The organism is Paraburkholderia oxyphila NBRC 105797 (genome assembly GCF_000685075.1).
GTDB lineage: Bacteria > Pseudomonadota > Gammaproteobacteria > Burkholderiales > Burkholderiaceae > Paraburkholderia > Paraburkholderia oxyphila.
Genome location: NZ_BAYD01000074.1, coordinates 1 through 24796 on the forward strand (window position 1 = coordinate 1; position 24796 = coordinate 24796).

Annotated in this window: 22 protein-coding genes and 1 pseudogene; 11 read left to right on the forward strand and 12 right to left on the reverse strand. The window is 64.4% G+C overall.

The window, feature by feature from the left end; translation table 11 throughout:
• Positions 1–512: 512 nt before the first annotated feature.
• Positions 513–1379 (reverse strand): alpha/beta fold hydrolase, encoded by an 867-nt coding sequence (locus tag BO1_RS53820; RefSeq protein WP_043287648.1) that lies wholly within the window; start codon positions 1377–1379, stop codon positions 513–515.
• A 301-nt stretch (positions 1380–1680) separates the two neighbouring features.
• Here BO1_RS53820 and BO1_RS33560 point away from each other — a divergent pair, with 301 nt between their 5' ends.
• Positions 1681–2145 carry a VOC family protein gene (locus BO1_RS33560; protein ID WP_028221305.1) on the forward strand — a complete coding sequence of 155 codons (465 nt, stop codon included), beginning with the start codon at positions 1681–1683 and terminating at the stop codon, positions 2143–2145.
• 144 nt (positions 2146–2289) lie between these two features.
• On the opposite strand, the gene gltA is transcribed toward BO1_RS33560, so the two are convergent.
• The 7 genes from gltA to BO1_RS33595 form a co-directional block, all read right to left on the reverse strand.
• Complete coding sequence (gltA, locus tag BO1_RS33565; RefSeq protein WP_028221306.1) at positions 2290–3591, reverse strand: citrate synthase; 1302 nt, start codon at positions 3589–3591, stop codon at positions 2290–2292.
• Between the two features lie 127 nt (positions 3592–3718).
• On the reverse strand, positions 3719–3985 hold the full coding sequence (locus BO1_RS33570) for an FAD assembly factor SdhE (RefSeq protein WP_042338036.1): 267 nt from the start codon (positions 3983–3985) through the stop codon (positions 3719–3721).
• A gap of 24 nt (positions 3986–4009) precedes the next feature.
• The gene (locus BO1_RS33575) at positions 4010–4711 is read right to left on the reverse strand and encodes a succinate dehydrogenase iron-sulfur subunit (RefSeq protein ID WP_028221308.1); all 702 of its coding nucleotides are present in this window, start codon (positions 4709–4711) and stop codon (positions 4010–4012) included.
• Positions 4712–4738: 27 nt separating this feature from the next.
• The gene (sdhA, locus tag BO1_RS33580; protein WP_028221309.1) at positions 4739–6514 is read right to left on the reverse strand and encodes a succinate dehydrogenase flavoprotein subunit; all 1776 of its coding nucleotides are present in this window, start codon (positions 6512–6514) and stop codon (positions 4739–4741) included.
• A gap of 4 nt (positions 6515–6518) precedes the next feature.
• Positions 6519–6887 carry a succinate dehydrogenase, hydrophobic membrane anchor protein gene (gene sdhD, locus BO1_RS33585; RefSeq protein WP_028221310.1) on the reverse strand — a complete coding sequence of 123 codons (369 nt, stop codon included), beginning with the start codon at positions 6885–6887 and terminating at the stop codon, positions 6519–6521.
• 2 nt (positions 6888–6889) lie between these two features.
• On the reverse strand, positions 6890–7306 hold the full coding sequence (gene sdhC, locus BO1_RS33590) for a succinate dehydrogenase, cytochrome b556 subunit (protein WP_028221311.1): 417 nt from the start codon (positions 7304–7306) through the stop codon (positions 6890–6892).
• Positions 7307–7453: 147 nt separating this feature from the next.
• Positions 7454–8269: a GntR family transcriptional regulator gene (locus BO1_RS33595; protein ID WP_043287667.1), complete on the reverse strand. Its 816-nt coding sequence runs from the start codon at positions 8267–8269 to the stop codon at positions 7454–7456.
• A gap of 427 nt (positions 8270–8696) precedes the next feature.
• Between BO1_RS33595 and BO1_RS33600 the strand changes: the two genes are divergently transcribed.
• From BO1_RS33600 to BO1_RS33635, 7 genes are all read left to right on the forward strand, one after another.
• Entirely contained in the window at positions 8697–9683 is a 987-nt protein-coding gene (locus tag BO1_RS33600; RefSeq protein WP_028221313.1) for a malate dehydrogenase, read from the forward strand.
• A 181-nt stretch (positions 9684–9864) separates the two neighbouring features.
• Positions 9865–10956 carry an HpcH/HpaI aldolase/citrate lyase family protein gene (locus BO1_RS53825; protein WP_084688395.1) on the forward strand — a complete coding sequence of 364 codons (1092 nt, stop codon included), beginning with the start codon at positions 9865–9867 and terminating at the stop codon, positions 10954–10956.
• A gap of 165 nt (positions 10957–11121) precedes the next feature.
• Positions 11122–11652: a hypothetical protein gene (locus tag BO1_RS33610; protein WP_028221314.1), complete on the forward strand. Its 531-nt coding sequence runs from the start codon at positions 11122–11124 to the stop codon at positions 11650–11652.
• Between the two features lie 23 nt (positions 11653–11675).
• A complete protein-coding gene (locus tag BO1_RS33615) occupies positions 11676–13127 on the forward strand; it encodes a bifunctional 2-methylcitrate dehydratase/aconitate hydratase (RefSeq protein WP_028221315.1) in 1452 nt (483 codons plus the stop codon).
• A gap of 69 nt (positions 13128–13196) precedes the next feature.
• Complete coding sequence (acnA, locus tag BO1_RS33620) at positions 13197–15914, forward strand: aconitate hydratase AcnA (RefSeq protein WP_028221316.1); 2718 nt, start codon at positions 13197–13199, stop codon at positions 15912–15914.
• 529 nt (positions 15915–16443) lie between these two features.
• Positions 16444–17037 (forward strand): IMPACT family protein, encoded by a 594-nt coding sequence (locus tag BO1_RS33630; protein ID WP_028221317.1) that lies wholly within the window; start codon positions 16444–16446, stop codon positions 17035–17037.
• A 378-nt stretch (positions 17038–17415) separates the two neighbouring features.
• Positions 17416–17655: a hypothetical protein gene (locus BO1_RS33635; protein WP_043287656.1), complete on the forward strand. Its 240-nt coding sequence runs from the start codon at positions 17416–17418 to the stop codon at positions 17653–17655.
• 199 nt (positions 17656–17854) lie between these two features.
• Here the strand turns inward: BO1_RS33635 and BO1_RS33640 are convergent, their stop codons facing one another.
• Positions 17855–18244: a hypothetical protein gene (locus tag BO1_RS33640; protein WP_043287658.1), complete on the reverse strand. Its 390-nt coding sequence runs from the start codon at positions 18242–18244 to the stop codon at positions 17855–17857.
• 591 nt (positions 18245–18835) lie between these two features.
• Here BO1_RS33640 and BO1_RS33645 point away from each other — a divergent pair.
• Positions 18836–19240 (forward strand): helix-turn-helix domain-containing protein, encoded by a 405-nt coding sequence (locus BO1_RS33645; protein ID WP_028221320.1) that lies wholly within the window; start codon positions 18836–18838, stop codon positions 19238–19240.
• 186 nt (positions 19241–19426) lie between these two features.
• Here the strand turns inward: BO1_RS33645 and BO1_RS33650 are convergent, their stop codons facing one another.
• Positions 19427–21037 (reverse strand): sensor domain-containing diguanylate cyclase, encoded by a 1611-nt coding sequence (locus BO1_RS33650; protein ID WP_245643970.1) that lies wholly within the window; start codon positions 21035–21037, stop codon positions 19427–19429.
• A 195-nt stretch (positions 21038–21232) separates the two neighbouring features.
• On the opposite strand from BO1_RS33650, the gene BO1_RS33655 reads away from it, so the two are divergent.
• Entirely contained in the window at positions 21233–22834 is a 1602-nt protein-coding gene (locus BO1_RS33655) for an inorganic phosphate transporter (RefSeq protein WP_028221322.1), read from the forward strand.
• Between the two features lie 109 nt (positions 22835–22943).
• Here the strand turns inward: BO1_RS33655 and ppk2 are convergent, their stop codons facing one another.
• Positions 22944–23867, reverse strand: a complete 924-nt coding sequence (gene ppk2, locus BO1_RS33660) for a polyphosphate kinase 2 (RefSeq protein WP_043287675.1) — start codon at positions 23865–23867, stop codon at positions 22944–22946.
• Between the two features lie 278 nt (positions 23868–24145).
• A complete protein-coding gene (locus BO1_RS33665) occupies positions 24146–24532 on the reverse strand; it encodes a VOC family protein (protein WP_028221324.1) in 387 nt (128 codons plus the stop codon).
• A 107-nt stretch (positions 24533–24639) separates the two neighbouring features.
• Here BO1_RS33665 and BO1_RS61460 point away from each other — a divergent pair.
• A pseudogene (locus BO1_RS61460) lies at positions 24640–24782 on the forward strand ((Fe-S)-binding protein); the annotation flags it as partial.
• Positions 24783–24796: the final 14 nt, after the last annotated feature.

The window sequence follows — 24796 nt, forward strand, 5'->3', positions numbered from 1 at the left end:
AGTCTGTTCCTCTTAACTATAAAACTCTGTTATGTGGCACATATAATTCATTAATGCATTACTGATTTATTTATTTATTGAATGGCCAATATATTAGAATTCCTTATTACAATTCCAGACAGAATTCGAATGAAAATATCGACGCAGAGCGGCGATGCCAAAGCATCGCCAAGACTGGTTTATAGAAGAGGTATTTTTCCCGATTCGGAACGTTATCGAAGAATACTGCCACATTGAGCGGCCATCATCCTTGATCCAGCGCAGGGAGCTCCCGGCAATGAAAGCGGAAAGTGCGAGTCGCGTGTTGCGAGACAAAAGCCACGTCGGTATTTTTCTTCACGGTCTGCCATTATCTTTCGCGCTTTTGAAGTCTGTTTCAGACGCGATTCTTCGCTATCCCATGTTTTATTCATTCTTTATAGCATCACGCCATATTTCATTCGATATTCCGGCTTCATCGGGCACGTGGCATCCGCCGACCATCACCGCCGCACGATTAATAATCAAGAATGCTAATCAAATTCGCACTGCACTGATGGATCATGTCTGGCGAATGCGGCAATATCGGCGCTCACGCGCGCAGCCTGGTTCAGGTACATCCCATGCGTGCCGCCTTCGTAGACTTTGAGCGCGGCATGCGCGAGCAGCGCAGCAGTGGGGCCGCCGGTCAGCTCGAGCGGCGCCGAAGCATCGCTGTCGCCGTGCAGCACGAGCGCGGGCACATCGATCTGCGCCAGCTCGCGGCGAAAGTCCGTCGAGACCTGCACGCGGCTCAACTGCGCCGCCGCGTAGAGCGAGGCGCGCAGCATCATGTCGGCGGTCCACTGGATCACGGCGCGCGACGTGCCGGGCTCGAAATAGGCTTCGGTGCGCCGCTCGATCCAGTCGGGAAATGACGTCAGCATCTCGTCGAGCGAGGCGGCAAAGAGGCTTGCGTCGAGGCCATAGGGGTTGTCGGCGGTCTTGAGCAGACAAGGCGTCGAGGCCGGCGAGAGCAGCACGATGCCCGCCACGCGCCGCGCGCCGTGACGGCTCAGGTAGCGCACGATCTCGCCGCTCGCAAACGAGTGCCCGACGAGCGTCACGCCCGAGAGATCGAGCGCGTCGAGCACGGCCTCGAGATCGTCGGCGAGCGTGTCGTAGTCGTAGCCGCGCCCCGGATCGCTAGAACGCCCGTGCCCGCGCCGGTCATACGCCACGCAGCGAAAGCCCGCTTGCGCGAGCGGCACGCTCTGGTAGTTCCACATGTCGGCGTTGAGCGTCCAGCCCGACATGAAGACGAGCGGCGCGCCGGCGCCCCAGTCGCGGTAGTGCAGCGCGGTATCGTCGCTCACGCGGATAAAGCCAGGCAGGGTCGCAAGACGTGGATCGTGGTTCATGGTGGTCGCTCCTTTCGTTCGTCGCGCTCGTTCATGGAGTTGCTGCTGGGTGGATGAACGTCATGCTCGGCGAATGCGTGCGCGCTGGCGATTACCCCGCAGGTAATGACGCGGGCGCATTCTACGGACGCTTAAATATCTGTGGCGCAGGGCCAGGGAGCGGCGCAGGCAGGCCGCGCGCAAGCGACTTGCGGCGGTGCTAGATTGGTCGCTCGCGTAGCAACGCGCTCCTCGCGCGGCTTTGCATGGAACCGGACCAAGCGCCACAGCCCCCAGTCCGATCGCAACGCAGGAGACGATCATGAGCAGCACCTCTGAGCGCCCGGCCTTCGGCGCCGCCGTCTACTACCGCGATCCGTTCACCGCGCTCGACTGGCTGGAGAAGGCGTTCGGCTTCACGCGCCAGTTCGTCGTGACCTCGCCGGACGGCAAGCTCTGCCATTCGGAGATGCGCTTCGAAGACGGCTACGTGATGATCTGCGGCGAGTGGCCCGGCATGCCCGCCACGAGCCCCGCCACGCTCGAGGGCAAGAACACGCAGTCGGTGCACGTGCAGTTGAAGGGCGGCCTCGACGCGCATTGCGAGCGCGCACGCGCGGCGGGCGCGAAGATCGTGCGCGAGCCCGACGACCAGTTCTACGGCGACCGCGTCTACGCGGCATGCGACCCGGAGGGGCACATCTGGAGCTTCGGCCAGACCGTGCGCGAGGTCTCGCGCGAAGAGGCCGAAAAGGCGAGCGGGCTGAAGATCGACGGCTGGATTTGAAGCGCGCGGCCGGCCGCCCGAAGAATCCACGCCCAAAAAGAAACGCCCCGACGGGCAAAACCCGTCGGGGCGTTTTCATATCGCTCAGTGTCGTCCTCACGCGGCGCGCTGAAAACCGCGCACCGCGTGGCAAGACAGCATGGCTTAGCGCTGCGCGACCGGCTTGGCTTCGCGCGGCGTTTCGCCGATGAAGAGCTGACGCGGACGGCCGATCTTCTGCTCGGGGTCGGCGATCATTTCGTTCCACTGCGCAATCCAGCCCACCGTACGCGCCATCGCGAAGATGCAGGTGAACATGGACGTGGGGATGCCCAGCGCGCGCTGCACGATACCCGAGTAGAAGTCCACATTCGGGTACAGCTTGCGCGACACGAAGTATTCGTCTTCCAGCGCGATCTTCTCGAGCGCCATCGCGAGCTTGAACAGCGGATCGTCGTGCAGGCCCAGTTCTTCGAGCACTTCGTGGCACGTTTCGCGCATGAGCTTCGCGCGCGGATCGTAGTTCTTGTAGACGCGGTGGCCGAAGCCCATCAGCTTCACGCCCGAGTTCTTGTCCTTCACCTGCTTGATGAACTCGGGGATGTTGTCGACCGAGCCGATCTCTTCGAGCATGTTCAGCGCGGCTTCGTTCGCACCGCCGTGCGCCGGGCCCCACAGACACGCGATACCGGCCGCGATACATGCGAACGGGTTCGCGCCCGACGAACCCGACAGACGCACCGTCGAGGTCGAGGCGTTCTGCTCGTGGTCGGCGTGCAGGATCAGGATGCGGTCGAGTGCGCGCACGAGCACGTCGTTGACCTTGTACTCTTCGCACGGGTTCGAGAACATCATGTGCATGAAGTTCGCGCTGTACGAGAGCTCGTTGCGCGGGTACACGAACGGCTGGCCGATCGAGTACTTGTACGCCATCGCCACCAGCGTCGGCAGCTTGGCGATCATGCGGATTGCCGAGATGTCGCGGTGACGCGGGTTATTGATGTCGAGCGAGTCATGGTAGAACGCCGAGAGCGCGCCCACCGCGGCGACCAGAATCGCCATCGGGTGTGCGTCGCGGCGGAAGCCACGGAAGAAGAAGTGCATCTGCTCGTGCACCATCGTGTGCTGCGTGACGGTCTTTACGAACTCGTCCTTCTGGGCCTGGTTCGGCAGCTCGCCTTTCAGGAGCAGATAGCAGGTTTCGAGGAAGTCGGCGTTCTGCGCGAGGTTGTCGATCGGGTAGCCGCGATAGAGCAGCTCGCCCTTGTCCCCGTCGATGTACGTGATCGCCGAGTTACATGCCGCCGTCGACATGAAGCCCGGGTCATACGTGAACTTGCCGGTCTGACCGTACAGTTTGCGGATGTCGATCACATCCGGGCCCATCGTGCCCTTGTAGATCGGCAGTTCGACGCTCGGCGAATTGTCGCTGAACGATAGCGTGGCTTTTACATCAGACGGGGTCATAGCACATCCTCAATCGAAGATAAACACGGGATTCGATAGTGTCGTCCGGCGCGGCGCCCGCCGCTCATGCAACTGCAACCACAGCGGCAATTACGGCAATTACAGCAACTACAGGCACCGCCGCATCTCAGACGTTGCGAAGCAGCTCCAGCACCCGCTTCACGTCCGGGTCGGCAAGTTCGCCTTCTGGTTCCTTGCGGGCAAGCAGCAAGTCCATCAGGTCGTTATCGCTCAGCTCGAGCAGGCGCGTGAGAGCGCCCACGTCGGCGTCGCTGAGGTCATGCTCATAGCGGTCGAAAAAACGCTCGAAAATCAGGTCGTTTTCGAGCAGACCGCGCCGCGCGCGCCAGCGAAGGCGCGCGCGGCGAAGGGGATCAGACTGATGTGATTCCATTTCGCCAATTTCGATAGCGCAGCATCAAACCGCGCGGCGAACCATCAGTTCCTTGATCTTGCCGATCGCCTTCGTCGGGTTCAGGCCCTTCGGGCAAACGTCGACGCAGTTCATGATCGTGTGGCAACGGAACAGACGGTACGGGTCTTCGAGATTGTCCAGACGCTCGCCCGTGGCTTCGTCGCGGCTGTCCGCGATGAAGCGGTAAGCCTGCAGCAGGCCTGCCGGGCCGACGAACTTGTCCGGGTTCCACCAGAAGCTCGGGCACGACGTCGAGCAGCTCGCGCACAGAATACACTCGTACAGACCATCGAGCTCGTCACGCTGTTCCGGCGACTGCAGACGCTCCTTCTCGGGCGGCGGCGTGTCGTTGATCAGGTACGGCTTGATCGAGTGGTACTGGTTGAAGAACTGCGTGAAGTCGCAGATCAGGTCGCGCACGACGGGCAGGCCCGGCAGCGGACGCAGCACGATCTTCGCCGGCAAGTCGTTCAGGTTCGTCAGACACGCGAGACCGTTCTTGCCGTTGATGTTCATCGCGTCCGAGCCGCACACGCCTTCACGGCACGAGCGGCGGAACGACAGCGTCTCGTCCACTTCCTTGAGCTTGACCAGCGCGTCGAGCAGCATGCGCTCGTGCGTGAGGTCCAGCTCGTACGTCTGCATGCGCGGCGCTGCGTCCTTGTCCGGATCGTAGCGGTAGACTTCAAAAATTCGTTTGGCCATTTCCGATTCCTTTTGACTGGCTTTGCCTTAGAACGTACGCGCCTTGGGCGGCACGGACTCGACGGTCAGCGGTTGCATGTGAACCGGCTTGTAGTCGAGACGGTCGCCTTCGCTGAACCACAGCGTATGGCGCAGCCAGTTTTCGTCGTCGCGGTGTTCGAAGTCGCTTTGAGCGTGCGCACCACGGCTTTCCTTGCGGGCTTCAGCCGAGACCATCGTTGCGCGCGCAACTTCGACCAGGTTCGCCACTTCGAGCGCTTCCACGCGCGCCGTGTTGAACACCTTCGACTTGTCCTTCAGGTGGATGTGCTTCGCGCGCTCGGCAACCTCGGCGATTTCCTTCACGCCTTCAGCCAGCAGCGCCGAGGTGCGGAACACGCCCGCGTGCTTCTGCATCGTGCCGCGGATGTCGTTTGCCACGCTCTGCGCGTACTCGCCCGAGGTCGACTTGTCGAGCTCGGCCAAGCGTGCGAGCGAGTAGTCGCCTGCATCGGCCGGCAGCGGCTTGTGATCGCGCTGTTCCTTGACGTGCTTGACGATGTGGTTGCCGGCCGCACGGCCGAACACCACGAGGTCGAGCAGCGAGTTCGTGCCCAGACGGTTCGCGCCGTGCACCGAGACGCACGAGCATTCGCCCACGGCGTAGAAGCCGTTGATCGGATCTTCGTGGCCCTTCGAGGTGCCCACGACCTGGCCGTGGATGTTCGTCGGGATGCCGCCCATCTGGTAGTGGATGGTCGGCACGACCGGGATCGGCTCCTTGATGCAGTCCACGTTCGCGAACTTGAGCGCGATTTCGCGGATCGACGGCAGACGCTTCATGATCGTCTCGGCGCCGATGTGCGAGAGGTCGAGCAGCACGTGGTCCTTGTGCGGACCCACGCCACGGCCTTCCTTGATTTCCTGGTCCATCGAACGCGAAACGAAGTCGCGCGGTGCGAGGTCCTTCAGCGTAGGCGCGTAGCGCTCCATGAAGCGCTCGCCGTTGGCGTTACGCAGAATGCCGCCTTCGCCGCGCACGCCTTCGGTGATCAGCACGCCCGCGCCGGCCACGCCGGTCGGGTGGAACTGCCAGAACTCCATGTCCTGCAGCGCGATGCCCGAGCGGGCCGCCATGCCGAGGCCGTCACCGGTGTTGATGAACGCGTTGGTGGATGCCGCGAAGATCCGGCCCGCGCCGCCCGTGGCGAACAGCGTGGTCTTGCCTTCGAGGATGTAGACGTCGCCCGTTTCCATTTCCAGCGCGGTCACGCCGAGCACGTCGCCTTCGGCGTCGCGGATCAGGTCCAGCGCCATCCATTCGACGAAGAACGTGGTCTTCGCCGCAACGTTTTGCTGATACAGCGTGTGCAGCAGCGCGTGGCCGGTACGGTCAGCAGCCGCACAGGCGCGCTGAACCGGCTTTTCGCCGTAGTTGGCCGTGTGGCCGCCGAACGGACGCTGGTAGATCGTGCCGTCGGCGTTGCGGTCGAACGGCATGCCCATGTGTTCGAGCTCGTACACGGCGTTCGGCGCTTCACGGCACATGAACTCGATCGCGTCCTGGTCGCCGAGCCAGTCGGAGCCCTTGATCGTGTCGTAGAAGTGGTAGTGCCAGTTGTCTTCGCTCATGTTGCCGAGCGAGGCGCCGATGCCGCCCTGGGCAGCAACGGTGTGCGAACGCGTCGGAAACACCTTCGAGAGCACGCAGACCGACAGGCCCGCACGCGCCAGTTGCAGCGACGCGCGCATCCCCGAGCCACCCGCGCCGACAATGACCACGTCGAACTTGCGACGCGGCAGACCATTCTTGATTGCAGCCATTCTTTTACACTCTCCAGAGAATCTGAGCGGCGTAGCCGAGGCTGCCCAGCAGCCATGCGATCGTGAGGACGTCCAGCGTGATGCGCAGGCCGACCGGCTTGATGTAGTCCATCCAGATATCGCGCACACCAACCCACGCGTGATAGAACAGCGCGAGCAGCGTGACGAACGTGGCGAGCTTCATCCACTGTGCGGAGAAGATCGAGGCCCAGCCGTCATACGAAAAGTCGTGCGCGCCGAAGAACAACACGAGCAGCACGATCGTGTAGATCGCCATGATCACGGCGGTGGCGCGCTGGGCCATCCAGTCGCGCAGGCCGTAGTGAGCGCCAACGACGAGGCGCTTCGGACCGATACCGTTTTTAGCCGACATTATTAGAACGCTCCGAAGAGTTTGGCCGCGAAAGCGATCGTGAGGATCGTGGAGATGACAACGACGACGAGCGAGGTCGACTTGCCTTTTTCTTTGCTCACGAGGTCATGGCTGAAGTCCATGAACAGGTGGCGCACGCCAGCGCAGAAGTGGAAGAGGAACGCCCATCCGAGGACCAGCACGATGAGCTTGACGATGATGTTGGAGAGGAAGCCCTTGAAGACCTCGAAGCTGAGCTCCGAAGTGAGGCTCTGGTCAAACAGGAACAACAGGAAAGGCAAGAACAGGAATAACAGCACACCGCTGATGCGGTGGCCGATCGATACGCGACCTGCCAGAGGCAGGCGGTATGCGAACAAGATCTGCCCAAGCCCGATGTTCCGGTATTCCGGCCTCGGTTTTTTTGCGGCTTCTGCCATGCTAGACCCCTACTATGTGTTAACACTAATACGCGATTTTAGCGCCTTTTCATATCGCGCTGCAGCGAAATCCGCCTCTGGAACCGCGGATGCGCGCACGATGCAAGCGCCTCGGAGGTGCCCGCGCGCCTCGCGCGGGCACTCACTTCAACTCAAGTCATTCTGATAGTAGTACCCGGTTGTGACATACCAACCACGGCGCACTTCGACCGGGCGGTCTCCATAGGTATAGGACACGCGCTCGACAGATAGCAATGGGAAACCAGCCGGAACATTGAGCAGATCGGCCACGGCGGGGTCGGCAGCAACGGCGCGGATCTTCTCGCTCGCCCGTATCATGCGTGTGCCGAAGTCCGCTTCGAACATGGCGTACAGCGGCCCCTTGTATTCGGCGAGCCGCTCGGCCGTGAGGCCGCGGAACACGCCGCCGGGCAGCCAGATTTCGTCGAGCACCGTGCTCTCGCCGTCGAACTGCAGGAGGCGCTTGATGAGCACCACCGGGTCGGCTGGCTTAAGATCCAGTTGTCGCGCGATCTCGGCCGAGGCGCGCAGGCGCCGGCATTCGAGCAGCTTGCTCACGTGCGGATGCTCCGCACCGTCATCGGCCAGCAATCTCAGGAAGCGAAACTGGGCACGCTCTTCGTTGTGCGTTGCAACAAACGTGCCCTTGCCCTGGCGGCGCACCAGCAGGTTCTCGGCGGCCAGTTCGTCGATCGCCTTGCGCACGGTCCCCTGGCTCACCTTGTAACGGGCGGCCAGTTCGACTTCGCTGGGGATGATTTCGCCGGGCTTCCATTCGCCGGACACGAGGCTCTGTGTAATGAGCCCCTTGATCTGCTGATAGAGCGGACTGAAAGTAGGCGACGTGGCAGCCGCGGGGGTGGACGCGGACGCGCGGGCCCCGCTCTCAGGAGCGGAGGAATTCGCGGAGGAATTCGCGTTGCTGACCGGGTTCGCACTCATGGCGCGCATTTCAACATAAAGCCCCCCGGAAATCTACCCTTTTGGCTGCAATAGATATGTCTTATATAAGACATAAGATACTGTTGACTTTGGCCCTTCCGGCTCCTACACTGCCGATCGAGCAAGGGTTTGCGGGCGACTCCAGGGGTCTGCCGGCAGCATCCACCTCGTGGCGGAATGCGCCGCAGGGCCGCCTTGGCCATCATGCTGTTCCTCCAGGATGTTCCCTACCGCGGGCGGCCGCTTCCCATTGCTTTGTCGCACAGGTTAAATGGCGCTCCCGCCGCCTGGGCGCGCGGCGCGAAGCCCACAAGGCTTCGCCCGCCCGCCCGGAAAAAGGATCGCCGGATTCACCAACGCTTCGTGTAGCGCCCATATAGAATGGCGTTTTACTCTGGCGTCTAACGCATCTTCCTGGAGATTTTCAATGGCTAAGCCCGCAAAGCGCGTTGCCGTCACCGGCGCCGCAGGTCAGATCGCTTACTCCCTGCTGTTCCGCATCGCGAACGGCGACCTGCTCGGCAAGGATCAGCCCGTCATCCTGCAACTGCTCGACCTGCCGCAAGCGCAAGCCGCCGTCAAGGGTGTCGTGATGGAACTGGACGACTGCGCATTCCCGCTGCTCGCGGGCGTGGTCATCACCGACGACCCGAAGGTCGCGTTCAAGGACGCCGACGTCGCCCTGCTGGTTGGCGCGCGTCCCCGTTCGAAGGGCATGGAGCGCAAGGACCTGCTCTCGGCCAACGCCGAAATCTTCACGGTTCAGGGCAAGGCGCTGAACGACGTCGCCAGCCGCGACGTGAAGGTGCTGGTCGTCGGCAACCCGGCCAACACGAACGCCTACATCGCGATGAAGTCGGCTCCGGATCTGCCGAAGAAGAACTTCACGGCCATGCTGCGTCTGGACCACAACCGCGCGCTCTCGCAACTGGCCGCCAAGTCGGGCAAGCCGGTCGCCGCGATCGAGAAGCTCGCCGTGTGGGGCAACCACTCGCCCACGATGTACCCCGACTTCCGTTTCGCCACCGTCGACGGCCAGTCGCTGAACGCACTGATCAACGACGACGAATGGAACCGCAACACCTTCATCCCGACGGTCGGCAAGCGCGGCGCGGCGATCATCGAAGCGCGCGGCCTCTCGTCGGCGGCATCGGCTGCCAATGCGGCGATCGACCACGTGCGTGACTGGGTCCTCGGCACGAACGGCAAGTGGGTTACGATGGGCATCCCGTCGGACGGCTCGTACGGCATCCCCGAAGACATCGTCTACGGCGTGCCGGTGACCTGCGAAAACGGCGAGTACAAGCGCGTCGAAGGCCTCGAGATCGACGCATTCTCGCGCGAGAAGATGGACGGCACGCTGGGCGAGCTGCTCGAAGAGCGCGACGGCGTGGCCCACCTGCTCGGCAAGTAAGCCCTGTCAGGCCAACCGGAACTCCGTAGCAGCGCGGCGGGTTCCGGTTGTTTGGGCGGCCGCCTGACCGCAGGCCGCCTGATTCGCACGCGCCTTGGGGCCTCCGCCCTCCGCCTGGCTTACGCCCCAGGACGCGTCCGAATCAGTTTCCACCTCCAGAAATCGAGCCCTGAGCCCGAAGATGCGCGCCATCACCGCCGCCGAAGTGCTGTTTGAGGGCGAAGCGCCGCCCACCCTCCTGCCCGTGTGCGATCACTACGCCGGCAGCGAGAAACTGATGCTCAAATCGCTCGCGCTGCAGCAACAGCTCGGCCCGGTATTCGACATCACGCTCGACTGTGAAGACGGCGCCCAGGTCGGCCGCGAGGCCGAGCACGCGGAGCTCGTCGCCTCGCTGCTCGGCGGCGAGCACGACCGCTTCGGGCGCGTGGGCGTGCGCATTCACGACTTTCATCATCCGCACTGGCGCGACGACGTGCGCCTGATCCTGCGCGCCGCGAAGCGCGCGCCGGCCTACATCACGCTGCCGAAGATCCGGGCCGTGGGCGACGCCGCCGAAATGACGGCGTTCGTCGAGGCCACGCGCGTCGAAATGGGTATCGACAAGCCCATCCCCGTGCAACTGCTCGTCGAAACGCACGGCGCGCTCGCCCGGGCGTTCGACCTCGCCGCGCTGCGTGGCGTAGAGGCGCTCAGCTTCGGCCTGATGGACTTCGTCTCCGCGCACGACGGCGCGATTCCCGATACCGCGATGCGCTCGCCGGGCCAGTTCGATCACCCGCTCGTGCGCCGCGCCAAGCTCGAAATCGCCGCGGCCTGCCATGCCTTCGGCAAGGTTCCGTCACACAACGTCAGCACCGAGGTGCGCGACATGGAAGTCGTCGCGAACGACGCGCGCCGCGCCCGCAATGAGTTCGGCTACACGCGCATGTGGAGCATCCACCCCGCGCAGATTCCCGTGATCGTGGCCGCATTCGCGCCGCGCGACGAGGAAATCGCCGTCGCCGCCGAGATTCTGCTGGCCGCGCAAGCCGCGCAGTGGGGTCCGACGCGCCACGGCGACACGCTGCACGACCGCGCGAGCTACCGGTACTACTGGTCCGTGCTGCGCCGCGCGCGCACGACAGGGCGCGCCGTCCCCGCCGAAGCCGCGCCGCTGTTCACGCCGGGCGTCGACACGCCGGGCGTCGATACGCCGGGCGTCGATACGCCGGGCGTCGATACGCCGCGCGTCGACACGCCGGGCGCTCAAGCGCAAGGGGCAACTTCATGAATCGCAAGCGGATTCTTTTCAAACGGTAAAAAACTGAGTCTGTACCGACAAATAGGTGAAAATAGCGTCCGCTGCGTGCTTTCGGGGCGCGCGCAGTGCACCTGGCGGCTGCATCCGGCAGCCGCGCACTGATCAACCGATTTAGAGAGAGAAAGGTCTGACTCCATGAAGAAACTGCTGATCGCTACCGTTATCGGCGCGCTGTCCACGACGATGATGCTGGCAGCCACCGAAGCCGCCGCGCAAACCTCGTCGACTACCACTGCCAAGCCCAAGAAGCCGGCACCGAAGCATCGCATCATCAAGCGCAAGGCGAATCCGGCCAAGGAAGCGAAGGTCGATCCGATCCCGGAAGGCTCGGAGCACTGGGCCTGCGCGGACGGCATGGCCTTCGACCTGAAGGGCGACATGGCGCGTGACCAGATCGTCACCGTGCACTGGGCGAACAAGAACTACAACCTGCCGCGTCAGACCACGACGACGGGTGCAGACCGCTTCCACGACGCCGCAACCGGCCTCGACCTGGTCGTGATCCCGACCAAGGCCATGCTGTTCTCGGACAAGGACAGCTCGCGTCTGGCTGACGAGTGCAAGACTGTTGCAATGCAGCAAGGCGCGATGGCGCCGACCCAGGCCAACGCGCTGAACCGTAGCGCGGCTCCGGCTGCGGGCGCAAGCGCTGCTTCGGGTCAGTAAGCGGGCCGCATCGGGGAGCCTCGATGTCCGCACACGTCTCCAACGTCAGGCCGCAGCCGGATCAGGTCCTGGTCGATATCGTCGACTACGTGCTTGATTTCAGGATCGACAGCGCGCTCGCGCTGTCGACGGCGCGCTACTGCCTGCTGGACACGCTCGGCTGCGGACTCGAGGCGCTCTCCTACCCCGCCTGCACCAAGCTGCTGGGACCGATCGTGCCGGGCACGATCGTCCCGCACGGCGCGAAGGTGCCGGGCACCTCATTCCAGCTCGATCCGGTTCAGGGCGCGTTCAACATCGGCGCGATGATCCGCTGGCTCGACTTCAACGACACCTGGCTCGCCGCCGAGTGGGGCCATCCGTCGGACAACCTGGGCGCGATTCTCGCGACCGCCGACTGGCTCTCGCGCACGGCCGTCGCCCACAGTAAACCGCCGCTCACCATGCAGCACGTGCTCGAAGGCATGGTGAAGGCGCACGAGATCCAGGGCTGCATGGCGCTGGAGAACTCGTTCAACAAGGTCGGTCTCGACCACGTATTGCTCGTGAAGCTGGCGTCCACCGCCGTGGTCGGCCAGATGATCGGCCTCTCGCGCGACGAGCTCATCAACGCCGTCTCGCTCGCGATGGTCGACGGCCAGGCGCTGCGCACCTATCGCCACGCGCCCAATACCGGCTCGCGCAAGTCATGGGCCGCCGGCGACGCCACCTCGCGCGCCGTGCGCCTCGCGCTCATCGCGAAGACGGGCGAAATGGGCTACCCCTCCGCGCTCACGGCGAAGACGTGGGGCTTCTACGACGTCTCGTTCAAGGGCCAGCCGTTCAAATTCCAGCGTCCGTACGGCTCGTACGTGATGGAGAACGTGCTGTTCAAGATTTCGTTCCCCGCCGAATTCCACGCGCAGACCGCGGCCGAAGCCGCGATGACGCTGCACGGCATGCTCGCGCAGCGCGGCCTCACCGCCCAGGACATCAAGCGGGTCACCATACGCACGCACGAAGCGGCGATCCGCATCATCGACAAGACCGGGCCGCTCGCGAACCCGGCCGACCGCGACCACTGCATCCAGTACATGGTGGCCGTGCCGCTCCTCTTCGGGCGCCTCACCGCCGCCGACTACGAAGACGACGTGGCGCAGGACCCGCGCATCGATGCGTTGCGCGCGAAGACGGTCTGCGTCGAAGACCCGCAGTTCACGCAGGATTACCACGCCCCGGACAAGCGCTCGATCGCCAATGCGCTCACCGTCGAACTCAACGACGGCACGGCGCTCGAAGAAGTCGTAGTGGAGTACCCGATCGGTCACAAGCGGCGCCGCGATGAAGGCATCCCGCTGTTGATCGAAAAGTTCAGGATCAACCTCGCGCGCCGCTTCCCCGCGAAGCAGCAGCAGGCGATACTCGATGTTTCGCTCGATGCGGCGCGGCTCGACGCCATGCCGGTGAACGAGTACGTCGACTTGTACGTGATCTGAGCAATCAGGCATGCAGGCAATCAGGTAGTTGTAAAGCGTAATTTCCGCGATTAAACGAAGGAAAACACCATGGCCCACAACCTCCACAAAACGCTAAAGGAATTCGACAGCGGTTCCGGCAAAGGCAAGTTCTACTCGCTGCCGCATCTCGGCAAGCAGCTCGGCGTGAAGATCAATCGCCTGCCGGTTTCGATCCGTATCGTGCTCGAGTCCGTCCTGCGTAACTACGACGGCAAGAAGATCGCGGAAGAGCACATCGAGCAACTCGCGAACTGGAAGCCCACCGCGGCCCGCGTCGACGAAATCCCGTTCGTCGTCTCGCGCGTCGTGCTGCAGGACTTCACCGGCGTGCCGCTGCTCGCCGACATCGCGGCCATGCGCGGCGTCGCCAAGCAAGTCGGCAAGAACCCGAAGGTCATCGAGCCGCTCGTGCCGGTGGACCTCGTGGTCGACCACTCGGTGCAAATCGACTACTTCCGCCAGAAGGACGCGCTCGACCTGAACATGAAGCTGGAATTCCAGCGCAACAACGAGCGCTACCAGTTCATGAAGTGGGGCATGCAGGCGTTCGACACGTTCAAGGTCGTGCCGCCGGGCATCGGCATCGTCCACCAGGTGAACCTCGAGTACCTCGCACGCGGCGTGCACAAGAAGGCCGACGGCGCCGACACCGTCTACTACCCGGACACGCTCGTGGGCACCGACAGCCACACCACGATGATCAACGGCATCGGCGTGGTCGGCTGGGGCGTGGGCGGCATCGAAGCGGAAGCGGGCATGCTCGGCCAGCCGGTGTACTTCCTCACGCCGGACGTCGTGGGCGTGGAGCTGAAGGGCAAGCTGCGCGAAGGCTGCACGGCCACCGACCTCGTGCTGACCATCACCGAAATGCTGCGCAAGGAGAAGGTCGTCGGCAAGTTCGTCGAGTTCTTCGGCGAAGGCACGGCCTCGCTCTCGCTGCCGGACCGCGCGACCATCGGCAACATGGCGCCCGAATACGGCGCGACCATGGGCTTCTTCCCGGTCGACGACAAGACCATCGACTACTTCAAGGGCACGGGCCGCACCGAAGCCGAAATCTCGGCATTCGAGAACTACTTCAAGGCGCAGGAGCTCTACGGCATTCCGAAGGCCGGCGAGATCGACTACACGAAGACGCTCACGCTCGACCTCGCGACGGTCGCACCGTCGCTGGCCGGCCCGAAGCGCCCGCAAGACCGTATCGAGATCGGCCACGTGAAGTCGACCTTCACCGACCTGTTCTCGAAGCCGGTCGCGGAAAACGGCTTCAACAAGAAGGCCGACGACCTCACGGCCGAATACGCGGTGACCGACAAGGTCAAGCTGCACAACGGCGACGTGCTGATCGCGGCCATCACCTCGTGCACGAACACGTCGAACCCGAGCGTGCTGCTGGCCGCCGGCCTGCTGGCGAAGAAGGCCGTGGAAGCCGGCCTCACGGTCGCGCCGCACATCAAGACCTCGCTCGCCCCGGGGTCGCGCATCGTCACGGAATACCTGACGAAGACGGGCCTCCTGCCGTACCTCTCGAAGCTCGGCTTCGAGCTCGCGGCCTACGGCTGCACGACCTGTATCGGCAACGCCGGCGACCTCACGCCGGAGCTGAACGAGTCGATCACGAAGAACGACGTGGTCGCGGCTGCGGTGCTCTCGGGCAACCGTAACTTCGAAGCGCGTATCCACCCGAACATCCGCGCGAACTTCCTGGCCTCGCCGCCGCTGGTCGTCGCTTACGCGATCGCGGGCAACATCACGCGCGACCTGATGACCGAGCCGGTTGGCAAGGGCAAGGGCGGCCGCGACATCTACCTCGGCGACATCTGGCCGACCAGCGACGAAGTCAACGCGCTGCTCAAGTACGCGATGGATGCGGACGTCTACCAGAAGAACTACAGCCAGCTCACGAAGAAGGGCGACCTGTGGAGCAAGATCGAGGGCGAGGAAGGCCAGGTCTACGACTGGCCGAAGTCGACCTACATCGCCGAGCCGCCGTTCTTCGGCTCGGACTTCTCGATGACGCCGTCGTCGTCGGTGGCTGAGGTCAAGGGCGCGCGCGCACTGGGCATCTTCGGCGACTCGGTCACGACCGACCACATCAGCCCGGCCGGCTCGATCAAGGAAGACTCGCCCGCAGGCAAGTGGCTCAAGGCCAACGGCGTGCAGAAGGCCGACTTCAACAGCTACGGCTCGCGCCGCGGCAACCACGACGTCATGATGCGCGGCACGTTCGCGAACGTGCGTATCAAGAACCTGATGATCCCGGCGAAGGCCGACGGCACGCGCGTCGAAGGCGGCCTGACGATCCACCAGCCGAGCGGCGAGCAGTTGTCGATTTACGACGCCGCGATGAAGTACATCGACGCCGGCACGCCCACGATGGTGTTCGCGGGCGAAGAGTACGGCACGGGCTCGTCGCGCGACTGGGCGGCCAAGGGCACGCAGCTGCTCGGCGTGAAGGCCGTGGTCGCACGCAGCTTCGAGCGCATCCACCGCTCGAACCTCGTCGGCATGGGCGTCCTGCCGCTGCAGTTCAAGGGCTCGGACAGCGTGCAGTCGCTCGGCCTGACCGGCGAAGAAACGTTCGACGTCGAAGGCCTGACGGACGACTTCAAGCCGCAACAGGATCTGACGCTCGTGATCCATCGCAAGGACGGCAAGGACGAGCGCGTCCAGGTGCTCCTGCGCATCGACACGCCGATCGAAGTCGACTACTACAAGCACGGCGGTATCCTGCCGTTCGTGCTGCGTTCGCTGCTCGCAGCGTAAGCAGGCAGTTTTGCAGGTACCGCGCCCGGCAACGGGTGCGGTCAAACTTGGAGCCCGACGCAAGTCGGGCTTTTTTTTTCACATTGCGGCGGATTTTTGACAGGCGTAAGGTAGCTTGGCCTCTTGAGAACAGGCGAGCCTTATGACCCCGGCCGACGGACACCGTCACGACCGGGGTTTTTTCTATGTGCTGCCTGGGGAAAACTTCAGGAGGAGCGCGGCGCAAGACCTGCTGCGCCGCGATGAATTCGAAATATGACGGATCACCGAATGAGGAGTTCGGCGTCGCTCCAGCCAGAGCTAGACCCGTCATGAAACGTATTATCGGCCCTGGCGGCCGATACGTCATTAGCGCAAGCCGCAAGAAACCATTACGTAAACTGTCAGATTTAGGGGCTTGTCATGTGCGCGGCGACGGGGCATGCGCAAGCACACGCAGCCAGGCGGCCCGCGTGGTGGCCAGGATTGCCGCCCGTATCCGCTAACATGGCGCTAACATCACGCTTTTGCCCACGCCGCACTGCCCGCTTTGCCCACTTACACCCTTGCCTCAACCGTCAGCGCGGAGCTCGAGATCCGCAAGAGCCGCTTCATCGGCCTCGCGATTCCGGTCGAGGACCGCGAAGCCGCCATGGCCGAGCTGCGCCGCCTGCGCGACGCACACCCCACCGCCACGCACGTCTGCTGGGCGTTGCTCGCGGGCGGCCAGTCCGGCATGTCCGACGACGGCGAGCCTTCCGGCACGGCGGGCCGCCCCATCCTCGAAGTGCTGCGGCATCACGACCTCGACGGCGTGCTGGCCGCAGTGGTGCGCTATTACGGGGGCGTGAAGCTCGGCGCGGGCGGGCTCGTGCGCGCCTATACCGATGCCATCGCGAGCGCGCTGCAGGACGCGCCGCGCGTCGAGCGCATCGCCCAGGCACGCCTGACCGTGGAGGTCAGCTACGCCGACGAAACGCGCGTGCGGCACTGGATCGAGCAGGAACGGCACACGCTGGCCGACAGCCGCTACACGATGACCGTGCGGCTGACGATCCAGCTTCCCGTCACCGCCCTCGATGCCGCGCGCGACACGCTGCGCGATCTCACGCAAGGACGCGCAGGCTTTCCCGAGCACGAATGAAGCGGCAGGCGCCGCTCGCTGCGTCCATCGCGCAGCCATCTGCCTGGCCGCGCCAATACGCAAAAAAAAACCGCCGTATGGCAACGGCGGTTAACAGGGGACGTGAAGAACAACCGCGAATCGACTATCGAATCGACCCGACGCACCCATCATGGCGATACAAAATTAAGGCAAACTTAAACGCGCGCGAAACTGCGAGAAACTTGCGCCGCGAAGCATGGCGCGCACGCGCTGAAAGCGCGGAATCCCCCGATCGCTATAATCAATTCGAGTCTGAACGCGAACCGCATTGCGCCGCGAGTTCTGGTAAATCCCGGCGCTTCCCGATGAAGTCATTACGCAACGCAATGCGGCCCGCCATCAACGGGGAAAGCCATCATGATTTTCGATCGATTAAGGGAAGGCGCAGGCCCCGAACGACGCCATCGCGTCTGGAGCAAACTGCGCATCTTCGTTGCCGCGCTTGGCACGCTCGGCTCGGCTACCGGCATCGCCATCGCCGTGACCGGGCTCGTGGAATTCGACCACGCCAAGGTGATCAGGGGTGTCGCCGTGATCCTCGTCTGCACCGTGGTGTACGTCTCGATCCTCGTACGCGATCGCAATCGCGTCGACTAAAGCGCGCAAGCGCATCGCGCGCCGCCTCACTGCGCGCGCGAGCGCGCTCCCCACTGCCCCTGCGCGCACGCCTGTTGCATCCACATCGTCAGCACGATTGAATGACTTGAGCCATTGCGGTACGCGGGCCTGATCCTCCCGGATGCTCGTATTCGACCCGCATGCGCCCCACTGCCGGATACGCCGCAGCACCTTCCCCTTACGCAAGCGCCGGAACCTCGACGACACTGCGATAGTGGTCGTACACGCGCTCACGCTCTTCGCTCGCGAGCTGGCGCTTCTCCACAAGCTTGAGCATGCGATGCCGGTCGGCGCCGAGCGTCGCGTAGTAGCGCTCCGCGTGCAGGCGCCGAAAGCGCAGATAGAAGTCGGGGCCCGGCAGGCCCGATGCGGTCGCGAGCAACGATGCGTAGTCGGCCACGCGCGGCTCGCACAGCGCCGCCGCGGCGGCTTCGAGTTTTTCGTAGCGCGCCTGCAGCGGCACGCCCTGCGCGAACAGCGCATGGAATGCGGCATAGGGTACGAGGCCGCGTCGGCTCGCCGCGCGTCGCAGCAGACGCCCAACCTTTTCGTCGAGTTCCTGGTTCATGCCTGTCAATTTTCGAGCTGATCGTCAATCGGTTCGCCAAGTGGGCCACGAGCGGGTTCGCATCAAGACGCGCGGTGAGGCAAAACCCGCAAGCCCATTCAATCCGAATAGAATCGAATTATCAAAACGATTCATGCAAATTCGGAAAAGGCATTCTGCCCAAAATTACCGATTCGCTCTCGCCAGGTGCCCCAATGCCGGGCAAAAAAAACAAAGATTGCAAACATTCCGTGGGCGCTGCAGGCCATGCATCATGGTCTGAATGGGCAACATTCACGGGCATTGTTAAGCGATTTGGATAGGTTTTTTTTGCCGATAGTCCAGGATAATCCGTAAGTCAAGCAGACTATTTTTCCGCAAGCTATACACATTCCCTACAAAAACAATTATTAATATCCGCTGCGGAATGTCAAAAGCAGTCCGCACGCGCCCCGTGTGGGCGCGTTGTTTCGCCGTCCGCGACGGCCCGGCATCAAGCGTATGCCATGCGGGGCCGTGGCAAGCGAGAAGACCCGCATGCACTGAAAGGGTTGACAGGAGCGGCGCATCCGCGAGCCGCATGACCGGAATCTTTCGTTGACGAGTGATCACATGCTTACCAGAACCGAGAATTTGCCGAGCGTCGCGCGCAGGATGGCGGCCGGCCAGATGTTAGTCGAGGGTGCAACGGTTCATGCCGTGGCCGACTCCCTGCACCTCTCCGCCCAGACGGTGCGTCGCTACAAGTCGATCGTCGAGGGCGGCGGCCTCGACGCGCTGCAGCAGATGAGCGTGGGCGGCCGGCCTTCGGTGCTCGACAAGGCCGCACTGGGCTGGATCGCGAGCGCGCTGCACGGCTCCGCCCGCGACCATGGGTTCCCGAGCGATGCGTGGACCAACAGCCGCGTGCGCGAGCTGATCGGCCGCCAGTTCGGCGTGCACTATTCGCGCGTCTATACCTGGCAAATCGTCTCGAATCTCGGCCTCGGCCATCGCCTGTCGAAGTCAGCGCGCTGAAAGCGCCGGCGCCCCAAGCCACCCCCGGCTGCCGCGCGGCTTTCAGCGCTTCCCGTGTGCCCTCACGGCTTCACGACGCCCCACGGGCGCCGTGAACCGCCGCGCGCGCGTGGGTTCAGGCCAGCAGGCAGACTGCACGCGGCCGCTTCCTGCCGCTCCGCTGTGTTGCCTTCCCGCCGCGTGGCGCTACGCGGCCTCGCCGGTCCATTGCTTCGCCTGCACCTGATTGCGGCCCGCTGCCTTGGCTTCGTAAAGCAGGGCGTCGGCGGCGGCGAGCAGCTTCGCGCCGCTATCGCCCACCGGCGGCTCGCAGCTCGCGCAGCCCACGCTCACCGTGACACGGCCGTAGCGCGAACCGCTATGCGCGAGATTGGAGGTCTCGATGCGCCGCCGGATCTTGTCCGCGACCTTGCGCGCGCCCTGCAGCGCGGTGCCCGGCAGCAACACCGCGAACTCCTCGCCGCCGTAGCGCGCCGCCATGTCCGAGGTGCGCCGCGTGCCTGAGGCGATGCGCTCGGCCACGAGCATCAGCACTTCGTCGCCCGCGGCGTGGCCGTAGGTGTCGTTGAACAGCTTGAAGTGATCGACGTCGAAGAACAGCACCGAAAGTGGCGTCTGCTCGCGCGACGCCCGGTGCCATTCGGCCACGAGCCGCTGATCCAGCGCGCGGCGGTTCGCGAGGCCCGTGAGCGGGTCGGTCACCGCGAGACGCTGCAATTCGCCTTCGGCGATGATCTTGTCGCGCAGTGCGAACGCCAGCACCCAGGACACCCCCACCCACGCGCCGCCGAAGAGCGTCGTCATGACGAGCGCGAACCAGGCGCGGCGCCGCCAGGCCGCGAGGATATCGCCGACGGCGGGCGCCGCGCCCACGATGATGGGCGTGTTGGCCACGTGCGCGTAGGTATAGACGCGCTCCACCCCGTCCGCTTCCGCGTGCGCCGTGAAGGTCCCCGCGTCGCGCCGCGAGATGATCTTGTAGTTGCGCCAGTTCGAGTAATCGGCGCCCACGCCGAGCGGCATGGGCGGCTTGCTCGCAAGCAGCGTGCCGTCCTGCATGATGATGAAGACGCCGCCGCGGCGCCCGATGTCGACCCGATCGACGAGCTGCTGAAAATAGTCGAGCCGCACGGCCACCAGCGCGACGCCCGCGAACGCGCCATCGGGCATGTCGATGCGCCGTGTGAGCGCGATCGAGAGCACGCCGTGACGCAGGCGCGACTGATAGGGCTTCGAGATGAAAAGGCCGGCATCCGGATTGCGCTGCTGCGCGAGGAAATAATCGCGGTCGGCGAACGAAACGCCGGGCTCGTCGATGCCGCTCTGCGAGGCCTTCAGGCGCCCCTGCGCGTCCAGCACGTATGCGCCGCCCAGAAACGAGGCCGCCGTCGCACGGTCGAACAGCACGCGCTGGCGCAGCGCCTGGGGCAGCGCCCACGTCTCGGGCTGCTGCGCGGCGCTCACCGCGGCGCGCAGCGAGAGGTCGTAGAGCTCGACGTTGCGCGCGATGTCGCTGCTCACGAGACGCACGATGTTCTCCGAATTCTCGACCGCGTGGCGCAGCTCTTCGGCGCGGCCCGCATAGAGCGCCGTATAGGTGAGGGCCGCCATCAACGTGGCGATGAGCGTGCCCGCCAGCCCCGCGAAAAACGGATTGCGGCCGATCAGGCGGGTGGCGTCCTTGCCGCGCACGAGGATCCAGTGACGCACGCGCAGCCGCAGATGGGGGGCAAACACACGCCGCCGGGAAGGCCCGGTGGACGGTTCCCGCACAGGTTTGTGAACGCGCTCAGACACGTACGCAATCCTCCGACAATTGACCCGCGCGGGGGCCGTCCCGCAGCGGCCCCCGCGGCACGGCACGGCATGCACAAAAGCGTCATCAAAACGTCATAGGCGCTTTGCATGATCGGAAGCGTTGCTTTGACCGCCACTTCCGGCTCCGCCCCACCGCGCGATTTCCGTGCGCCTAGTTTGAGGAACCCGCTCGCCATGCCGGATCTTTCCCTGTCACCCCAGCCGGGCACCGCGTCCACACGCGGACGCAATGCGAGCATGCTCGTCTTCCTGCTCATCATTGCCGCCGGCGCCGTCTACGTGGGCATGCATCTCGCCGACGATCTGTCGCCCGTGCGCCAGAGCTCCGCACTGCCGTGGCTCCTGCTCGGCATCGCGCTCATCATCGCGCTGTGCTTCGAGTTCGTGAACGGTTTCCACGATACCGCGAATGCGGTGGCAACGGTCATCTACACGCACTCGCTCACGCCCAACCTCGCCGTGATGTGGTCCGGCGCCTGGAACTTCCTCGGCGTGCTCACCTCCACCGGCGCGGTGGCGTTCGGCATCCTGCAACTGCTGCCCGTCGAGCTGATCCTGCAGGTGGGCAGCAGCGCGGGCTTCGCGATGGTCTTCGCACTCTTGATCGCGGCGATCATCTGGAATCTCGGCACCTGGTACTTCGGCCTGCCTTCGTCGAGCTCGCATACGCTGATCGGCTCGATCATCGGCGTGGGCCTGATGAACCAGTTGATGCATGGCCCGAACGGCACGAGCGGCGTGGACTGGAGCCAGGCCGTCGGCGTGGGCAAGTCGCTCCTGTTTTCGCCGATCGTCGGCTTTCTCCTGTCCGCCCTGCTTCTCGTCGTGCTCAAGGCGCTCGTGCGCGTGCCCGCGCTCTACACCGAGCCCAAGGGCAACGAGCCGCCGCCGTTCTGGATCCGCGCGCTCCTGATCCTGACCTGCACGGGCGTCTCGTTCGCGCACGGCTCCAACGACGGCCAGAAAGGCATGGGCCTCATCATGCTGATCCTGATCGGCACCGTGCCCACCGCCTATGCGCTCAACAGGGCCGTGACGGCGAGCGAGTCGCAAACCTTCGTCGCGGTCTCGCAGCAGGCCGCGCGCACGCTCGACCAGTACAGCAACGGCGTGGCCGCGCCCGCGGGCGGCCCGAATGCCGTGCGCGCGGAAGTCGAGCGCTACGTCGACACGCGCACGCTGACGCCTCAAACGGTGCCTGCGCTGGCCGCGCTTTCGATGCAGGTGGGCCAGCAGGTGGAGGGCTATGGCTCGATGGCGGCGGTGCCGCAATCGGTGGTGGATAACGTGCGCAACAACATGTACCTCGTCTCCGAGGCCATCCGCCTGATGGAGAAGGCGAAGCAGCCCGCGTTCTCCGAAGCCGATGACCGCGCGATTCACAACTTCCGCGGCCAGATCGACCACGCGACGAAGTTCATCCCGACCTGGGTGAAAGTGGCCGTGGCGATCGCGCTGGGCCTCGGCACGATGGTGGGCTGGAAGCGCATCGTGGTGACGGTGGGCGAGCGCATCGGCAAGCAGCACCTGACCTACGGCCAGGGCGCGTGCGCGGAAGTCGTGGCGATGGCGACCATCGGCGCGGCTGACGTCTACGGCCTGCCGGTCTCGACCACGCACGTGCTGTCCTCGGGCGTGGCGGGCACGATGGCCGCGAACGGCTCGGGCCTCCAATGGAGCACGGTGCGCAGCCTCGTGCTCGCCTGGGTGCTCACCTTGCCCGTCTCGATCGCGCTGGCAGGCGCCCTGTACTGGGTGTTCCGGCACGTGTTCTGAAGCGCCGCGCCGGAACCGGTGCAGACGAGCAAAAAAAAAGCCGCGTCCCCCGTCATGGGGCGCGGCTTTTGCGTCTGCACGCGCGCATTGCTGCGCGGTGCGGCCAGCGTCAATAGACTTCGGGCACGATCATGTTCGCGGGCACCGGCTGGCGGATGTAATCGGGATGATGCACGCGCGCGGGCAGCGTCACGCTCGCATGCTCGATCTCGTGATACGGCACCTGGCTCAGCAGATGGTTGATGCAGTTCAGGCGCGCGCGCTTCTTGTCGACGCCCTGCACGACCCACCACGGCGCCTCGGGAATATGCGAGCGCTGCAGCATGACTTCCTTCACATGCGTGTAGTGCTCCCAGCGGCGGCGGCTTTCGAGGTCCATCGGCGAGAGCTTCCATTGCTTGAGCGGATCTTCTATACGGCTCTGGAAGCGCATTTCCTGCTCGTCGTCCGTAATCGAGAACCAGTACTTGACGATCTGGATGCCGCTCCTCACGAGCATCTTTTCGAACTCGGGCACCGAGCGGAAGAATTCCTCGTACTCCTCGTCGGTGCAGAAGTTCATCACGCGCTCGACGCCCGCGCGGTTGTACCAGCTCCGGTCGAACAGCACCATTTCGCCGCCCGCGGGCAGATGCTGCACATAGCGCTGGAAATACCACTGCGTGCGCTCGCGGTTGTTCGGCGCGGGCAGCGCCGCCACGCGGCACATGCGCGGGTTCAGGCGCTGCGTGATGCGCTTGATGACGCCGCCCTTGCCCGCCGCGTCGCGGCCTTCGAAGATCACGACCAGCCGGTGGCCCGTGCTCACGATCCAGTCCTGCATCTTGACGAGCTCGCCCTGCAGCCGGATCAGCTCGCGGAAATAGACGCGGCGCAGCGCGCGCGCCTCGTCGCTGATCTCAAAACCGGCTTCCTGGAGGCGGTCGTCGACTTCCATTTCGAGCTCTTCGTCGTAAGCGTCGATGAGCTCTTCGTCGAGACGCCGGCGGCGATACCGCTCGGCGTGCTCGCCGGCTTCCGGACCCGATTCCATGCCGCCTCCAATGCCCGCTTCAATGCCCGCTTCAATGCCCGCTTCAGTGCTCGCTTCGCGCCCGGCTTGCCCGGCACGATCCAGTTCGTTCATGGCGACTTCTCCTCTTGCGATGAATGGCAACCCGCGCCGGGCGCGCTTCGGGAGCATCGAGCGCGGACGGACACGGCCACGCGTCACTATCGGTGCTACGGGTGTCATTCATATTTCAAATGCATCGGCGACCACCGCGGCAGCCGGCCTGCCGGGCGGCGCGCCCCCTTGGGCTCGTCCGCGGCTCAGGCCAGCGGCTTCGCGAAGCTCAGCTCGTGGCCGTCCGGATCGACGAGATGAAAATAGCGCTCGCCCCACGGCGCGTCCTGCGGCGCGAAGGCGGGCGTGAGGCCCGCGGCCAGCGCCTGTGCGTAAAAGGCGTCCACGTCCGAGACGTAGAAGATCGCGCGCCCCCACCCGTCCACCTTGCCATGTGGCCCTTCGAGCAGATTCAGATAGCATGCGGCGGCCCCGGCGCCGTCGCCCAGCACGAACGACGCGAACCCGGCAATCGCGGTGCTGGATTTGTGCATGAAGCCGAGCACTTCGTAAAAGCGCACCGAACGCGCAATGTCGCTCACGGTGAGCGTGATGGCGCTCAGGGATTCGATACGTGCGACGGGCGGGTTCATGGCCTGGCCTCCTTCTAATCGTGTTCTTGCGGGCGCCGCCCGGCCTCCTTGATCCTTCCCGGCCGGCAACGCCCGTCCTCTCCCGGCGACTTTATCAGCCTTTGGGCGCTACGGGCTGCAACCGGCTCGTTTCCGCCGACGGCGGGTGCCGCTCCATATCGGTCATGCCACCGCACGCGAGGGCGCGCCGCTCGCCGTCGAGCAGCTCGCTTCGTTCGTGTGGCGCCGCACCGGCGGGGAGGCCGCATGAGCGCCGCTTCGATC